Source organism: Sphingomonas sp. CD22 (assembly GCF_034556155.1).
Lineage (GTDB): Bacteria > Pseudomonadota > Alphaproteobacteria > Sphingomonadales > Sphingomonadaceae > Sphingomonas.
This window is the reverse complement of sequence record NZ_JAYDYX010000006.1, coordinates 109,626-122,467: the sequence shown is the minus strand read 5'-3', so window position 1 is coordinate 122,467 and position 12,842 is coordinate 109,626. Positions and strand designations below refer to the sequence as shown.

General features: G+C 61.2%; 10 protein-coding genes. 6 read left to right on the top strand and 4 right to left on the bottom strand.

Annotation, left to right across the window (positions count from 1 at the left end; all coding sequences use genetic code 11):
• Positions 1-34 precede the first annotated feature (34 nt).
• A complete protein-coding gene (locus tag SFC76_RS13025; protein ID WP_322849863.1) occupies positions 35-1,285 on the bottom strand; it encodes a LysR family transcriptional regulator in 1,251 nt (416 codons plus the stop codon).
• A 106-nt stretch (positions 1,286-1,391) separates the two neighbouring features.
• On the opposite strand from SFC76_RS13025, the gene SFC76_RS13020 reads away from it, so the two are divergent.
• The 4 genes from SFC76_RS13020 to SFC76_RS13005 all read left to right on the top strand — a co-directional run bounded on the left by SFC76_RS13020 (position 1,392) and on the right by SFC76_RS13005 (position 6,036).
• On the top strand, positions 1,392-2,063 hold the full coding sequence (locus SFC76_RS13020; RefSeq protein WP_322849862.1) for a 4-carboxy-4-hydroxy-2-oxoadipate aldolase/oxaloacetate decarboxylase: 672 nt from the start codon (positions 1,392-1,394) through the stop codon (positions 2,061-2,063).
• A complete protein-coding gene (locus SFC76_RS13015) occupies positions 2,056-3,120 on the top strand; it encodes a 4-oxalomesaconate tautomerase (protein WP_322849861.1) in 1,065 nt (354 codons plus the stop codon). The genes SFC76_RS13020 and SFC76_RS13015 overlap by 8 nt, the downstream gene beginning before the upstream one ends.
• Before the next feature lie 32 nt (positions 3,121-3,152).
• A complete protein-coding gene (gene dctA / locus SFC76_RS13010; RefSeq protein WP_322849860.1) occupies positions 3,153-4,469 on the top strand; it encodes a C4-dicarboxylate transporter DctA in 1,317 nt (438 codons plus the stop codon).
• Positions 4,470-4,563: 94 nt separating this feature from the next.
• A complete protein-coding gene (locus tag SFC76_RS13005; protein WP_322849859.1) occupies positions 4,564-6,036 on the top strand; it encodes a carbohydrate porin in 1,473 nt (490 codons plus the stop codon).
• Positions 6,037-6,331: 295 nt separating this feature from the next.
• Here SFC76_RS13005 and SFC76_RS13000 read toward each other — a convergent pair whose 3' ends face one another.
• Positions 6,332-7,318: a GGDEF domain-containing protein gene (locus tag SFC76_RS13000; RefSeq protein ID WP_322849858.1), complete on the bottom strand. Its 987-nt coding sequence runs from the start codon at positions 7,316-7,318 to the stop codon at positions 6,332-6,334.
• Between the two features lie 455 nt (positions 7,319-7,773).
• The gene (locus SFC76_RS12995; RefSeq protein ID WP_322849857.1) at positions 7,774-9,714 is read right to left on the bottom strand and encodes a GGDEF domain-containing protein; all 1,941 of its coding nucleotides are present in this window, start codon (positions 9,712-9,714) and stop codon (positions 7,774-7,776) included.
• A 252-nt stretch (positions 9,715-9,966) separates the two neighbouring features.
• Here SFC76_RS12995 and SFC76_RS12990 point away from each other — a divergent pair, with 252 nt between their 5' ends.
• Positions 9,967-10,272, top strand: coding sequence for a hypothetical protein (locus tag SFC76_RS12990; protein ID WP_322849856.1), 306 nt, complete (start codon positions 9,967-9,969; stop codon positions 10,270-10,272).
• Positions 10,242-10,943, top strand: a complete 702-nt coding sequence (locus SFC76_RS12985; RefSeq protein WP_322850044.1) for an alpha/beta hydrolase — start codon at positions 10,242-10,244, stop codon at positions 10,941-10,943. The genes SFC76_RS12990 and SFC76_RS12985 overlap by 31 nt, the downstream gene beginning before the upstream one ends.
• Before the next feature lie 556 nt (positions 10,944-11,499).
• On the opposite strand, the gene SFC76_RS12980 is transcribed toward SFC76_RS12985, so the two are convergent.
• Positions 11,500-12,798, bottom strand: a complete 1,299-nt coding sequence (locus tag SFC76_RS12980) for a carboxylesterase family protein (RefSeq protein WP_322849855.1) — start codon at positions 12,796-12,798, stop codon at positions 11,500-11,502.
• Between the last annotated feature and the right edge of the window lie 44 nt (positions 12,799-12,842).

Here is a 12,842-nt window from a genome sequence, read left to right as displayed (position 1 = left end):
ACGTGATGCGGGGTATCTAAGCGCGCCAAGCCTGTCAGGCGTATCGAAACGGCTGTCCGTCCATTACTTTTCCTGAAGTCCATTCGGTGCAGGTGGATCGGAAGATGCTCAGGAATTCACGCTGAAGTTGGGTGGGTCGCCAATCCTGGCGGGTCGTCATTCCGATCTGCCGGCGCAGCGACGAGCCGGCTCCGGCAATCTCGCTTAGCAGTCCGGCGCGGTCCTCGAGCAGGAACTGGTCGCGTGACATGAGCGTCAGCCAGTCGTCCTCGAGCATCAGCCCGCGCACCACCATCACCGACCCGCACTCGATCCGGGGGCGTGGCGGTTCGAGCCCCTGTTCCTTGAACATCTGTTCCCACCGGCGCCGTACGGGAGCCCCCGTTGCGGCGATAACCCACGGAAAATCCAATAGACGTTGGAAGACGAAGCCCGGTTCGCCCAGCAGGGGGTGGCCCCGGCGTCCCACGATGACGGGGTCGTCGTCGAACAAGGGTTCCTGCACGACGTCGGCCACGGGCAGCGGATCGCGCATCGCCCCGACGACCACGTCGATGGCGCCTTCGCGCAGCGCCGAGAGCACCTCGATATAGGGTCCTTCGACGACATCGACGGAGGCCACCGGGTAGAGGCGAGCAAAGCGTGCGAGCGCCTGCGGGAGCAGGATCGCGCGCGCCAAGGGCATGACGCCGACCGTTATCCGCCCTGCGCCTTCCGAATGCAGCGCCGCGAGTTCGTCGAAGCCTGACTCCAGTTCCGCGTGTGCCAGTCGAGCAAATCTCAGCAACCGTATCGCCGCCGCGGTTGGCTGGACGGTTCGTCCCTGCCGGGCCAGGAGAGGGACTTCTAACAGCTGTTCGAGGTCGCGCGCCGCACGGTGAACGGCGGGCTCGGACAATCCGGTATGCCTGGCGGCCAGCGCGAAGCTGCCTGCGTGGTCGACCGCCATCAGGGCAAGCAACTGGCCGAGCGTGATCCGCCGTTCGACGTTGGGCAGGGGCGGCAGGCGCGCCCCGCGGCGTACGCTCCGCCCGCCTTGCGCGACATACGCCAGGGCATGCTCGATCCGGCTGGTCATTAGGCGTCCGGCCTCGGTCACGACCACACCTCCGGGTTGCCGGTCCAGCAGCCTGTGCCCAAGCACCGTCTCGACCTTGGCAACGGCCTGCGTGAGCGCAGGCTGCGACAGGTTCATCGCTTGCGAGGCCGCGCTGATGCTTCCCAGGCGTGCCGCGGTGGCGACCGCATCGAGATGGCGCAGGTTGAGGTCGCGAAGGCTTGGCATGGTTCGGACCTCAGCACAGCTTATGCCTTGTGCGCAAATCCGTTTTGCCTTTGGATCGTCGTCGGTTCCTAGGGAGGGTAACGAAGAAAAGGATCGAGGATCAGAGATGCCCAGCGTCGTCACTCATATCGAACGTGCTGAACCGTCGGTCATCGACGGTCTCGCCAAGGTCGGCGTCGCCACCGTGCACGAGGCACAGGGCCGGATAGGCCTGCTCGGCAGCCGTCTTCGTCCGATCTATGCAGGCGCGCGGATTGCTGGGTCTGCGGTCACCGTTTCGGTTCCGCCAGGCGACAACTGGATGATGCACGTCGCCATTGAACAAGTGAAGGATGGCGACATCCTCGTGGTCGCGCCGACATCGCCCTGCGAGGACGGGTATTTCGGCGATCTGCTCGCCACGTCGGCGATATCGCGGGGTTGCCGCGGGCTCATCATCGACGCGGGCGTTCGCGACGTCCGCGACCTCACCGAAATGCGTTTCCCGGTCTGGTCGAAGGCGATCTTCGCGCAGGGCACCGTCAAGGAGACACTGGGTTCGGTCAACGTGACCCTGGTATGTGCGGGCGAGCGGATCGAGCCGGGCGACGTGATCGTGGCCGACGACGACGGCGTCTGCGTCGTGCGCCGCGCGGACGCGGCAGCGGTGCTTGCGGAGGCGCAGGCGCGCGAGGCGCGTGAGACAGAAAAGCGCGACCGGATGGCCAGCGGCGAACTCGGGCTCGACATCTATGCGATGCGCGAGCGGCTTGCCGCCAAGGGGCTGAAATATGTCTGAGCACCCGAACGCCGTCCCCGCGATGTGGATGCGTGGCGGCACATCGAAGGGCGGGTTCTTCCTTGCCGCCGACCTGCCCGCCGATCCGGCCCTGCGCGACGCGTTCCTGCTGCGCGCGTTCGGTTCGCCCGATCCGCGCCAGATTGACGGGATGGGTGGTGCCGACCCGCTGACGTCGAAGGTCGCGATCGTGTCGCGCTCGACCGAAGTCGGCGCCGATGTCGATTATCTGTTCCTCCAGGTGTTCGTCGACCAGGCGATCGTCAGCGACGCGCAGAATTGCGGGAACATGCTGGCCGGGGTAGGCCCGTTCGCGATCGAACGCGGCCTGGTCGAGGCAAGGGACGAGAAGACGAAGGTTTCGATCTTCATGGTCAACACGGGCAAGCTCGCCACCGCGACGGTTGATACCCCGCACGGCGTCGTAACCTACGAAGGCGATGCGCGGATCGACGGGGTTCCCGGTACGGCCGCACCTGTTCCACTTGCCTTCGCCGATATCGCCGGCTCGAGCTGCGGGGCGTTGCTGCCGACGGGTAACGCCGTCGATGTCATCGACGGCGTCGACGCGACGCTGATCGACAATGGCATGCCCTGCGTCGTGCTGCGCGCGGCCGACGTCGGTATCACCGGCTACGAGGACCGCGCGACGCTCGATTCAGACGAGACGCTGAAGGTGCGGATCGAGGCGATCCGGCTCAAGGCCGGGCCCTTGATGAACCTTGGCGACGTCACCGATCAATCGGTGCCCAAGCTGATGCTGGTCGCCGCGCCGCGCAACGACGGTGCGATCAGCGTGCGTTCGTTCATTCCGCATCGCTGTCACGCCTCGATCGGCGTGCTGGGCGCGGTCAGCGTCGCGACCGCCTGCCTAATCGACGGGTCGCCGGCGCATAGCCTCGCGGTCGTGCCGGACGGGCAATCCAAATCGCTCGACGTCGAGCATCCCAGCGGTGCGACCGGCTGCGTGATCGATCTGGACGAGAACGGTAACGTCGTCGGTGCGGCCATGCTGCGCACCGCGAGAAAGCTGTTCGACGGAACTCTATTCGGCTGAGACCGCCGACACGTCACAACGAAAGAAAATCGATGACGGACCTAGGAGAGACTACCAAGCGGGCGAGCCGGTTCGGCATTTTCGGCCAGCTCTGGTTCCAGGTGCTGGCGGGAACGGTTCTCGGCATTCTGCTTGGCCATTTCGCGCCAGCAACGGGCGTGGCGATGAAGCCGTTCGGCGACGCCTTCATCAAGCTCATCCGGATGATGATCGGGCCGGTGATCTTCGTCACCGTCGTCCACGGCATCGCCGGCATGAACGACATGAAGAGCGTCGGCCGCGTCGCGCTGAAATCGATCCTGTATTTCGAGGCGGTGACGATCCTCGCGCTGATCTTCGGCCTGGTGATGGTCGATCTGTGGCAACCGGGCGCGGGGATGAACATCGATGTCACGGCGATCGATACCGCCTCGATCAAGACCTATGTCGCGACCGCGCACGACCAGTCGATCACCGGTTATTTTATGGGGATCATCCCCGACACCTTCGCCAGCGCGCTGACCGAAGGCCATGTTCTCCAGGTGCTGTTCGTCTCGGTGCTGTTCGGCATCGCGATCGCGGCGATCGGCGAGCGCGGCAAGCCGGTCTACACGCTGATCGACAGCGCCTCGCAGGGGTTCTTCCGGATCATCGGCTACATCATGTACTTTGCGCCGCTCGGGGCGTTCGGCGCGATCGCCTTCACGGTCGGCCAGTTCGGCACGGCGTCGCTCTGGTCGCTGGGCGAACTGATCATCGAGTTCTTCGTGGTCTGCGGCCTGTTCACCGCGATCGTGCTGGGCGGGATCGCGCATTGGTGCGGGGTCAGCCTGTGGCGGCTGCTCGGCTATTTGTGGGACGAGATCGTGATCGTCGCCGCAACCACCTCGACCGAGACGGTCCTGCCGCGTCTCATCCAGAAGATGCGCAAGGTCGGTTGCGAGGAGAGCGTCGTCGGCTTCGTCATCCCGGCGGGCTATTCGTTCAACCTCGACGGCACCTGCCTGTACCTGACTACCGTGGCGGTGTTTCTGGCGCAGGCGACCAATACGCATCTGACGCTGTGGCACGAACTCGGGTTGATCGCGGTACTGTTGCTGACGTCAAAGGGGGCGGCGGGTGTTGCCGGTGCGGCGTTCGTGGTCCTAGCAGCGACGCTCAACACGACGGGCACGATCCCGGTCGCCAGCATCGCGCTGATCCTCGGCATCCACCGCATTCTCGCCGAGGGGCTGACGTTCGTGAACCTGGTCGGCAACGCGCTCGCCACCATCGTGATCGCCAAGTGGGAGGGCAAGCTCGACGAACGCACGCTCGCGGCGATGATCGGGAATGCGCGGCTGCGAGCGAAGTACCCGGTAGCCGCCTGAAGGCCACGCGGCGATCACCCAGTGATCGCCGCCACAATCACCGTCCTACGATAACAGCCGGCCGCGTTCACATGCGGCTCGGCAGGAGACCGTCATGTCTATCGCTATCGCCATCGCGCTGACCGCCGCGGCTCAATCCGACCCGTCCCAGGCTCAACCGTCTCGGGCGGTCACCGCGCCCACCGATGCGGCCGTACCGACGACGGACACGGACGACCGCGTAGCGCGAGGCATTCCCGACAGGCGATATCCCCCGGTTTTCTACCCCAATACCAAGCAGGGCCCCGCGGACCAGCCGGTGCCCTCGGGCATCGCGCGTTTCCAACGCGACAATCCGATCAGCAAGGAACTCCGTGCACTAAAGGCCGAAGGGGTCGATCTGGTGTTCGACTTCGTCGGTAACGTGGCCGCCAACCCGATCGGCGGTATCCGTCAGGGCAGTGCGGAATCGCACTGGGTATCGACAGCGGCGGACATCGATCTCGAAAAGCTGATCGGGCTGTCCGATACCAAAATCCATATTCAGGGCGCATGGTTCAGCGGCGACAGCCTCGGTCGCGATTCAATTGGCAACTCGATCAGCTTCCAGCAGACCTGGCGGCCGGTCGCCGGCCCGCGGCTAACCCAGCTCAACATCGAGCATGATTTCGGCAAGCTCAACATCCTCGTCGGGCGCGGGGCGGTGAACAGCTACTTCAACAATTCACCGTTCAATTGCGTGTTCATGAGCAACACGAGTTGCCTGACGGCGTATGGCGGTATCAGCGACATCGGCATCACCGCCTTCCCCAACTCGTCGTGGACCGCCAAGGTGCGGTACGCGATCGACAAGCGGTGGTATGTCCAGACCGGCGTGTTCGAATATGACAACGACCTGAATCTCAAGGGCAAGGGAGGCCTCGACTTCTCGCTGGGCAAGGGCACGGGTGTGCTCATCGCCAACGAAGTGGGCTATCAGACGACGTTCGCGGACGAACGGCTGCCGCGCCGTTACAAGGCCGGCGTCTATATCAACACCGACGGCGGCCAGAGCCCGTATTACGACCGCAACGGCGCTTCGTCCGTGGTGTCCGGACTTCCCCGGGTCGCACAAGGTGGCAACCGCGTCGGTCTGTATGCGATGGCGGACCAGACGATCCAGCGCGCCGCAAGCAAGAGTACGCGCAACCTCGCGCTGTTCGGGCGGGTGTTTTACAATGTCGGCAACGTCGCTCAGCTCGACTGGTTCGCTTCCGCGGGTTTTGTCAAAACCGGCACGTTCAAACATCGCGACGCGGACACGATTGGCTTCCTGGTCAGCAACACGCATTTCAGCAATCAGCAGATCGATTATCTGCGTGATCTACGGACGAAGGTCGGCGGGACGGGATCGCCGAAGTCGAACGAGATCATCGGCGAGATCAATTATGGATTTGCAGCCATGCCCGGCGTCAGGATACTTCCCAACATTCAGTACGTCATCAATCCAGATCCGATATTCGCACCGACCCGGAAAACTGACATCCCGTCCGCTATCGTTTTAGGGTTGCGTTTAGACGTACGTCTTGCCCAGGTATTTGGAGGGTAATCTCTGGTAGCAGTGGATAATCAGCTAGTTTTAGATGTGCATACCGCGGAATACCGAATTGTATCGCTATGATCTCTCATCGAATTGTGGCGAGGGTCCGCCGGAGCCACTAATCTACGTTGACATGGTCGCGGGTGAAGCCTGCTATTTATTTCGGAACCTAAGAAGCATCGCGAAGATGGGTTTTATCGCAACAAGTGGCCCTCCCAATTACCCCTTCCCCTGTTGTGGCGGTAGATTAACGAATGGCCGGTGTTGGGAACGGAGAAAGGGTCTGCGAATGTCGGCTTATGGGTCAAACGAGTACACGATTTCGCCCTGCAGCCTTCGCTTGGTACAACAATGCATCGGCTTCGCTAACGGCATCGTCGAACGGACGACCATTAAGCGCTGCAACCCCAGCCGAGAAGGTAATCGCCCCCATCGGCTTATCAGTGGCTCGGAGGCGGACGTCACGCTCACTAAGATCGAGGCGTGCCTTGTCGACAATCACCGCAGCGTCCTTCGGAGACAGGCCGTTCAGCAAGATGATGAACTCCTCGCCGCCCCAGCGGGCGACGAGATGCGGGTGGCAGCTTTTTGCAAGCGAGGATGCGACGAGTTTCAGGACGCGGTCGCCAACGACGTGGCCGTAGCGATCATTGATTGATTTGAAATGGTCTATGTCGCAAATGACCAACGATGAGTCTGCGCGCGCTGGTAGAGCTCGGACCTCCACTTCGACACCGCGCCGGTTATGAAGGCCGGTCAAAGCATCCCGTGCTGCGTCACCCTTCGCGGTCTCGACCTCCCGCCGTAACACCTCGATCTGTCGTGACGCTGAAGCGAGAGCAGCTTCGGATTCCCGCGATCGCTCAACCATGGATCGGACAATTGCAGTGATGTCAGCACCTTCGTCCAGCGCAGTAAGGCCGCTGCTAAGGTCGCGATTGAGCTTTCCGGTGATCGCGGTTGCGCCTGCCGCGATTTCAGACAGCTGGAGGGTCTGATGACGGATCGCACTTTGCTGATCAGGCCCATCTGCGGATCCGGCGCGAACATGGTCAGCAGTGATCTGGTCCGCCCTCTTCTGGTCAAGGCGTTCACCACCGATCAAGATTAAATCGACCGCGCGAGCCGCCAGCGATTTGCGTTCGGTAAGATAGATATAGCCAAGCGAGTAGTTTGCTGGCGTCGGCTCGAGGCGTTGCTCTTGCAAAAACGAAAGCGTTCGCGCGCCGATGCCGTAATCTGTAGATGCAGCAGCGGGTTGCCCCCTCCCGCTATTCTTAGTCGCAAGCATCCGTGTCCTACCCACTGCCCCAAAATGGGTTTATCGCAAACGGGTAAACGACGGGTTGCATCCAGCGGTGGCAACCGCGCTTCAGCCGGTAGCCCATCCGTTCGGTCCTGTCTTACCGTCCGGTGCGGGTCGTGACGTCGGGCGCGGCCCGGCGATGTGGCGACCATCCGACGATCAAGCTGAAACCTGTCGCGCGTCTGGCGATGGCAGGCCCACTCGATCAGATGCGCAGACCTTCGATTTGCGTCAGCAAGGCAATGATAGTTTCACGCTTATCAAGGCCAGGTCGATGATGACGTTCCGACGGCGTGGCCAGCTTGGCTATTTCAACACGCATCGAAGGGACGTGGATTTGAGATGGAAAGGGCCTCCGCCCAAAAAGCATTTCCACCGCTCACCAGCAGCCAAATAGCCGCTTGCGCCCGATCGATACATGACATCAATTTTCGCCAGTCTCAGCCCGGCGCGCCGGATCGCTTCCGGGCAGGGTGGTTGCTGGCATGCTGCGATCGTTCGAGCAGAAGAGCGGTGGCCTGGTGGCGATCCACCGCTGCAGACACGAGAAAGCCCTGTCCGAGCACGCATCCTGCCGCGGTGAGCTGAGTGGCTTGATCCTCCGTCTCCACGCCCTCGGCGACGATGCGGATATTCATTTTCTCGGCAACCCGGATCAGCCCTTCGACGATTGTCGTGCTCACGCCATCGGGGCCCATGTGGTCGATGAACGTCTTATCGATCTTGATTACGTCGACAGGCACGGTGAGCAGGTGAGTGAGGGAGGCAAAGCCAGTGCCAAAATCATCGAGCGCAACGCGAATGCCACGTGCTCGCAGACTGCGGATCGCGGACTGAATGGCCTGGTCGCCGGCGCCCATGTACACAGTCTCGGTAATCTCAAGGATAACATGTTCGAGGGAGACGCCCTCGCGTTCGAACGCCGAGGTCAAAACGCGCTCAATCGTCCCGCCGCTGAGGTCCGCCGACGAGACGTTGATCCCGACGTGTTGAAATGGAATGCCCAGGTCAAGCCACCTGCGCACGTCTGCTGCGACAAGCGTTATCATGTAAGCCGACAGCGCCGTCGCGACATGAGCGTCTGTGGTCGCTTCATGGAAGGACGCAGCAGGAACGACAGTGTCGCCCACGCGCATCCGGCACAGGGCTTCGAGGCCGACGACTTCCCTGGTATCGAGCCGAAATATCGGTTGATAGTAAGCGTCAATCCGGTTCTCACGCAGCGCGGCCGTGACATCCCGAATCGCGGTCAGGCGGCGCGTCATGCTAGATCCCAGACCCGGCCAGAAGCGCACGAAGCCGCCGCGGCGGGTCTCCTTGGCATGGTACAGCGCAAAATCGGCATTCTGCCGTACCCGCTCTCCCGAAGGCTCGCCTGCAGAGGGTACTGCTCCCCCGATCGTGGCACGCGGCACCACGATCTGGCCGCCGCAATCGACAGGCAGTGCAAGCTCGCTCAGAATGGCTTGCGCGGTTTCCTCCAGCGAAACAAGCGCCTGTGGCGCCTCGATGATGATTGCAAACTCGTCGCCACCGATGCGGTATGCCCGGGCGGGGTGGGCCGCTGAGGTGATGCGACTGGCGGCGACCTGGAGCAGAGTGTCTCCGGCCAAGTGACCGAAGGTGTCATTCACCACCTTGAGATTGTCGAGATCGACGACGAGCAGCGCCCAGCTATCGGCAGCTCGGCAATCGAGATCCGCCAGGGCAGCGTTGAAGGCGGCACGGTTTGCCATGCCCGTAAGGGCATCGGTGAAGGCTCGCCGTTCACGTTCGATCACCCGCTGATGCCGATCTATGGCGATGAGGCAGAGGTGGACGCAGCTGGCGACCACGGTCTGTTCGAAGTCTGTCGGCGACCTGCGATCTCGATAGTAGAAAGCGAAGGTCGCGATCGTCGTACCGTGCATGTCGCGGATCGGGCTCGACCAGCAGGCGCGGAGCCCATGCGGTAGCGCAAGGTGCTTGTATTTTGCCCACCGAGGATCGTTCTCGATGTTAGAGACGCTCACATCGGTGCCAAAGTGCGCGGCGCTGCCGCACGAGCCCGACATCGGACCTATGGGTACACCGTCGAGTGCCAAGGAGTATTCTTCTGGCAGGCTTGGTCCCGCAAGAGGGTGCAGGAAGCCGAGGGCGTCGACGGTCAGAACCGAACAGATCACATCGGGTAGCAGGGCCTCCACCTCGAGACAGAGGAGTTGGCACGTGGATGCAAGCGTCTCACCTTTGGCAATCATCTCGAGGATGGTATTCTGCAGTTTCAGAAGAACGCCTTGCGACATGCCCAGGCCAGTGCTGGATGAAAGATCGGGGAGGGGTCGCATGGCGCCAGTAAGCAAGACTACGTTTAGAAATAATTTCTGAACAGCAAAGTTCATGGTGAAGAAGACAATTCGTGTCTGAATCCTGTTCCAGACAGCGAAACGAAACCATATTGGTTTAAATTGTTTGGATATATGCCGAGATGTACGTGAAACTGATGGCGAGATGGTCGGCGATCACCGCCAGCCTCTTCTCGCCATCAGTTCTCATACGGGAATGCGCTCCTACGACGGTAGCCGGTTCAGCCGACGTTGCGTCAGAAACGATGCGACCCCTAGTATTCCGGTCGCAGCAAAGGACCGCAGGATATGAAACGTCGAGAGCTGATCCAGACAATGGCCGGCATCATGGCTGTAAGCGCCCTCGCGCCGGCGGCTTTGGCCGAGGCCAGTCATTCCGGCAGGCTCCTGTCAATCAACGGCAGGCAGCTTTGGATTGACGACAGCGGACCACGCGATGCACCCGCCCTCCTCTATGTCCATGGCGGGCCGGGCATCGGAGCGCTTGACTTCGAACAGTATATGAAAGGCCCGCTTCAAAAGCGGGTGCGCTTGATCAGCGTGGATCAACGCGGCGTTCTGCGATCCTCCCCCTGCCTGAGAGCACAAAGGTGACGGTGGATGACCTCATCGCCGACTTCGAGGCGATCCGGTCCGCGTTGGCGATCTCCCGTTGGCAGGTCCTGGGGCACAGCTTCGGCGGTATGGTCGCCCTTCGCTACGGACTGGTCTATCCACAGCGGGTGGAACGGCTGATACTGGAATGCCCTTCGATCGATCTGGCCAGTTCGTTTCGTTGGCTCTGCTCGGCAGCTTCGCAATCGCTCAACGGTCACGATATCGCCGCGGCCGTTCAAGCGGAACGACTGGCCGATCCGGCAACCCCTTTCGACGACAGGTTCATCGAGACGATGGATCGAGTATTGGCGGCGTTAGGCGAGCGTCGCCAGGATCTTTACGTTCGCGCCGCCAAAAACCGCAACATCTTCTCTCGGCTTGCTGCGACGGCAGGTTTGCCGGAAGCCCGCTGGTCGCAAGGCGCAGTTCCCGGCAAAGCTTTGCTCACGGAACCATCGACCCGGAAACCAATGCTGTCTTCAATCACACAATGGAAGAAACCGATGCTGTTGGTGCGGGGAGACGGCGACTATGTCACGAGTCCCCGGGAGCTGGCCGCGGTCCAGCAAGCCGGAGGCAAGATCGTCACCGTACCGGACGCAGGTCATTTCGTGCATGTCGAACAGCCCGTCGTCTTGGCCGACCTGATCGTAACCGGTCATCGCTGACGTAACGGGAAGCCAGTAGCGGCTTTCCCGAAATTCGATCCTTTTTGGGAAAGCTGGCGGGGCAGCCGGAAAGGCTAAGGCTCAGCACCTCCTCCGCTGCCAACATGGATGAATGGCAGAAGGTGAGGAGCCGAAAAGAGGCCGCGAGTGACCGGATGTGGGTCGTTGCGGCAATAGGGCAGGGCGGCCGCACTCGCTCAAACCCGCTTATTTAGGCTGGCGATCTGGGCTCCTTAAAGCAACCGTTCGCTAAAAGCGATATTCTCTGTTTCTCCGTTTCCGATATGCCAATTTGGGAAGAGCAATCGGGAACAGCTTTTGGGAAATCAGGTGCCCCGGGGTACCTTTGCCGGTCTTCTGGGCGACTGCCCTGCTATGTGTAGCGTCTTGCAATGGTGATCGCCCGGAACTGCAATAAAGGGCAGTTGGCGGCTCACATTGCGTGAAACAGCTCGACGCCAGGCGCACGATCGTTGAGACGCAACCCAAGATCAATGAGACGGACGTATAATTTTGACCCCCTCTGCCTAGCGATCGGCACTAGAGTATATATTTTTCATTTAAAAAGTGCGGTATTTTTAACAGGTAAACGCTTAAATAACTGACCGACTACCGGTGAGATGACATCTACCATTTTAGAACGGCGGCAAAATTCCTGAAGCTGAGTTTTGTTTTTGGTTAGGGACGGCCATGGTGCTCGTCCGTTTATAAAGCGAACCCACGCCGCACTCATCTGCTTTGAAATACGGTAGTCGACCGGAGCATATGGTCTGAGCGAGGTCGAAGCCAGGCTCCCGAAGACATATGGTATTTCGCTGGAATGGAACGCACCCCAATGCGCCTGCTCAGGGCCGGGTGGTATGTGGGCGAATAGATACGCGTAGATCGGAGAGCGATGGTGCGGGCTACGATCCTTCCACCAATCCAAAAGCGCCTGCCGTCCACACCAGCTGGCGGCATCGCGCGAGCTTAGGCCGCCAGCTAGTAGAGCAGGCCCAGCAGCACCACAATTTGCCGGGGCGGCGCGAGGATCGCGGTCACCACGGAAGGCGGAGGTCTCGTCATTTGTCATTCCAATGAGGATAGGGACGTCACTGACGGTGCCATCATGCCAAGCCAAGGGTGGGGATTTAGGAAGATCTGGAGTAAGCTGGAGGCGTGCCCCCGGCGCACCGGCTTCAGGCGGCAGGCCGCTTTCCATTATCGCTCGATCGAAAAGCCCCTTTGCAGCAGGCATAGCCAGCAAGGTGTGGATCAACATCGCACCGGCTGACTGGCCGGCAATCGTGACACGCTGCGGATCTCCACCGAATCCCTTTGCGTTACGCCGCACCCACTGAAGCGCTTCAACCAGATCAAGGACGCCCAAATTAGGCGGGGCCTTTTCTGACTGCGAGAAGCCAGCCTCCCCCAACCGGTAATTCACGGTCACAACAATGACGCCCTGGTGTGCAAAGGTGCTGCCGTCGTAGATCGGAACCGAGCCCGATCCGGAAACAAAGCCGCCTCCGTAGATCCAGAAGAGGATCGGCGCGCCCTTGGCGCGTTTTGGAGCCCAGACGTTGAGGAAGAGGCAATCGTCGGAGACGGGACCGCTCACGACAAACTCTTTTGTCCAGGGCCCAAACCCGTTTGGGGACAGCGTCTGAGAACAACTGGCGCCGAACGCTAAGGCTCGCCTCGACTGCCTGGGGTGGTATCGCTGCGGTGGACGACCGTTCCGTTCGCCCACGGGGGCGACTGCATAAGCTATTCCGAGAAACCGTCGGTGAGTTGCGCTGGAGATCCCCGCCACTCTCTGACCGTCAACGGTAACGACAGGGGTAGAAGCGAGAAGCGCAATCGCCACAATCATTTCAGCTCTCCACGCGTAGCAGCGTCAATCCGATACCGATGGAG

Excerpts from the sequence above, each read along its gene's own strand:
- SFC76_RS13025 (WP_322849863.1), bottom strand. The coding sequence starts at position 1,285 with ATGCCAAGCCTTCGCGACCTCAACCTGCGCCATCTCGATGCGGTCGCC.
- SFC76_RS13020 (WP_322849862.1), top strand. The coding sequence starts at position 1,392 with ATGCCCAGCGTCGTCACTCATATCGAACGTGCTGAACCGTCGGTCATC.
- SFC76_RS13015 (WP_322849861.1), top strand. The coding sequence starts at position 2,056 with ATGTCTGAGCACCCGAACGCCGTCCCCGCGATGTGGATGCGTGGCGGC.
- dctA (WP_322849860.1), top strand. The coding sequence starts at position 3,153 with ATGACGGACCTAGGAGAGACTACCAAGCGGGCGAGCCGGTTCGGCATT.
- SFC76_RS13005 (WP_322849859.1), top strand. The coding sequence starts at position 4,564 with ATGTCTATCGCTATCGCCATCGCGCTGACCGCCGCGGCTCAATCCGAC.
- SFC76_RS13000 (WP_322849858.1), bottom strand. The coding sequence starts at position 7,318 with ATGCTTGCGACTAAGAATAGCGGGAGGGGGCAACCCGCTGCTGCATCT.
- SFC76_RS12995 (WP_322849857.1), bottom strand. The coding sequence starts at position 9,714 with ATGAACTTTGCTGTTCAGAAATTATTTCTAAACGTAGTCTTGCTTACT.
- SFC76_RS12990 (WP_322849856.1), top strand. The coding sequence starts at position 9,967 with ATGAAACGTCGAGAGCTGATCCAGACAATGGCCGGCATCATGGCTGTA.
- SFC76_RS12980 (WP_322849855.1), bottom strand. The coding sequence starts at position 12,798 with ATGATTGTGGCGATTGCGCTTCTCGCTTCTACCCCTGTCGTTACCGTT.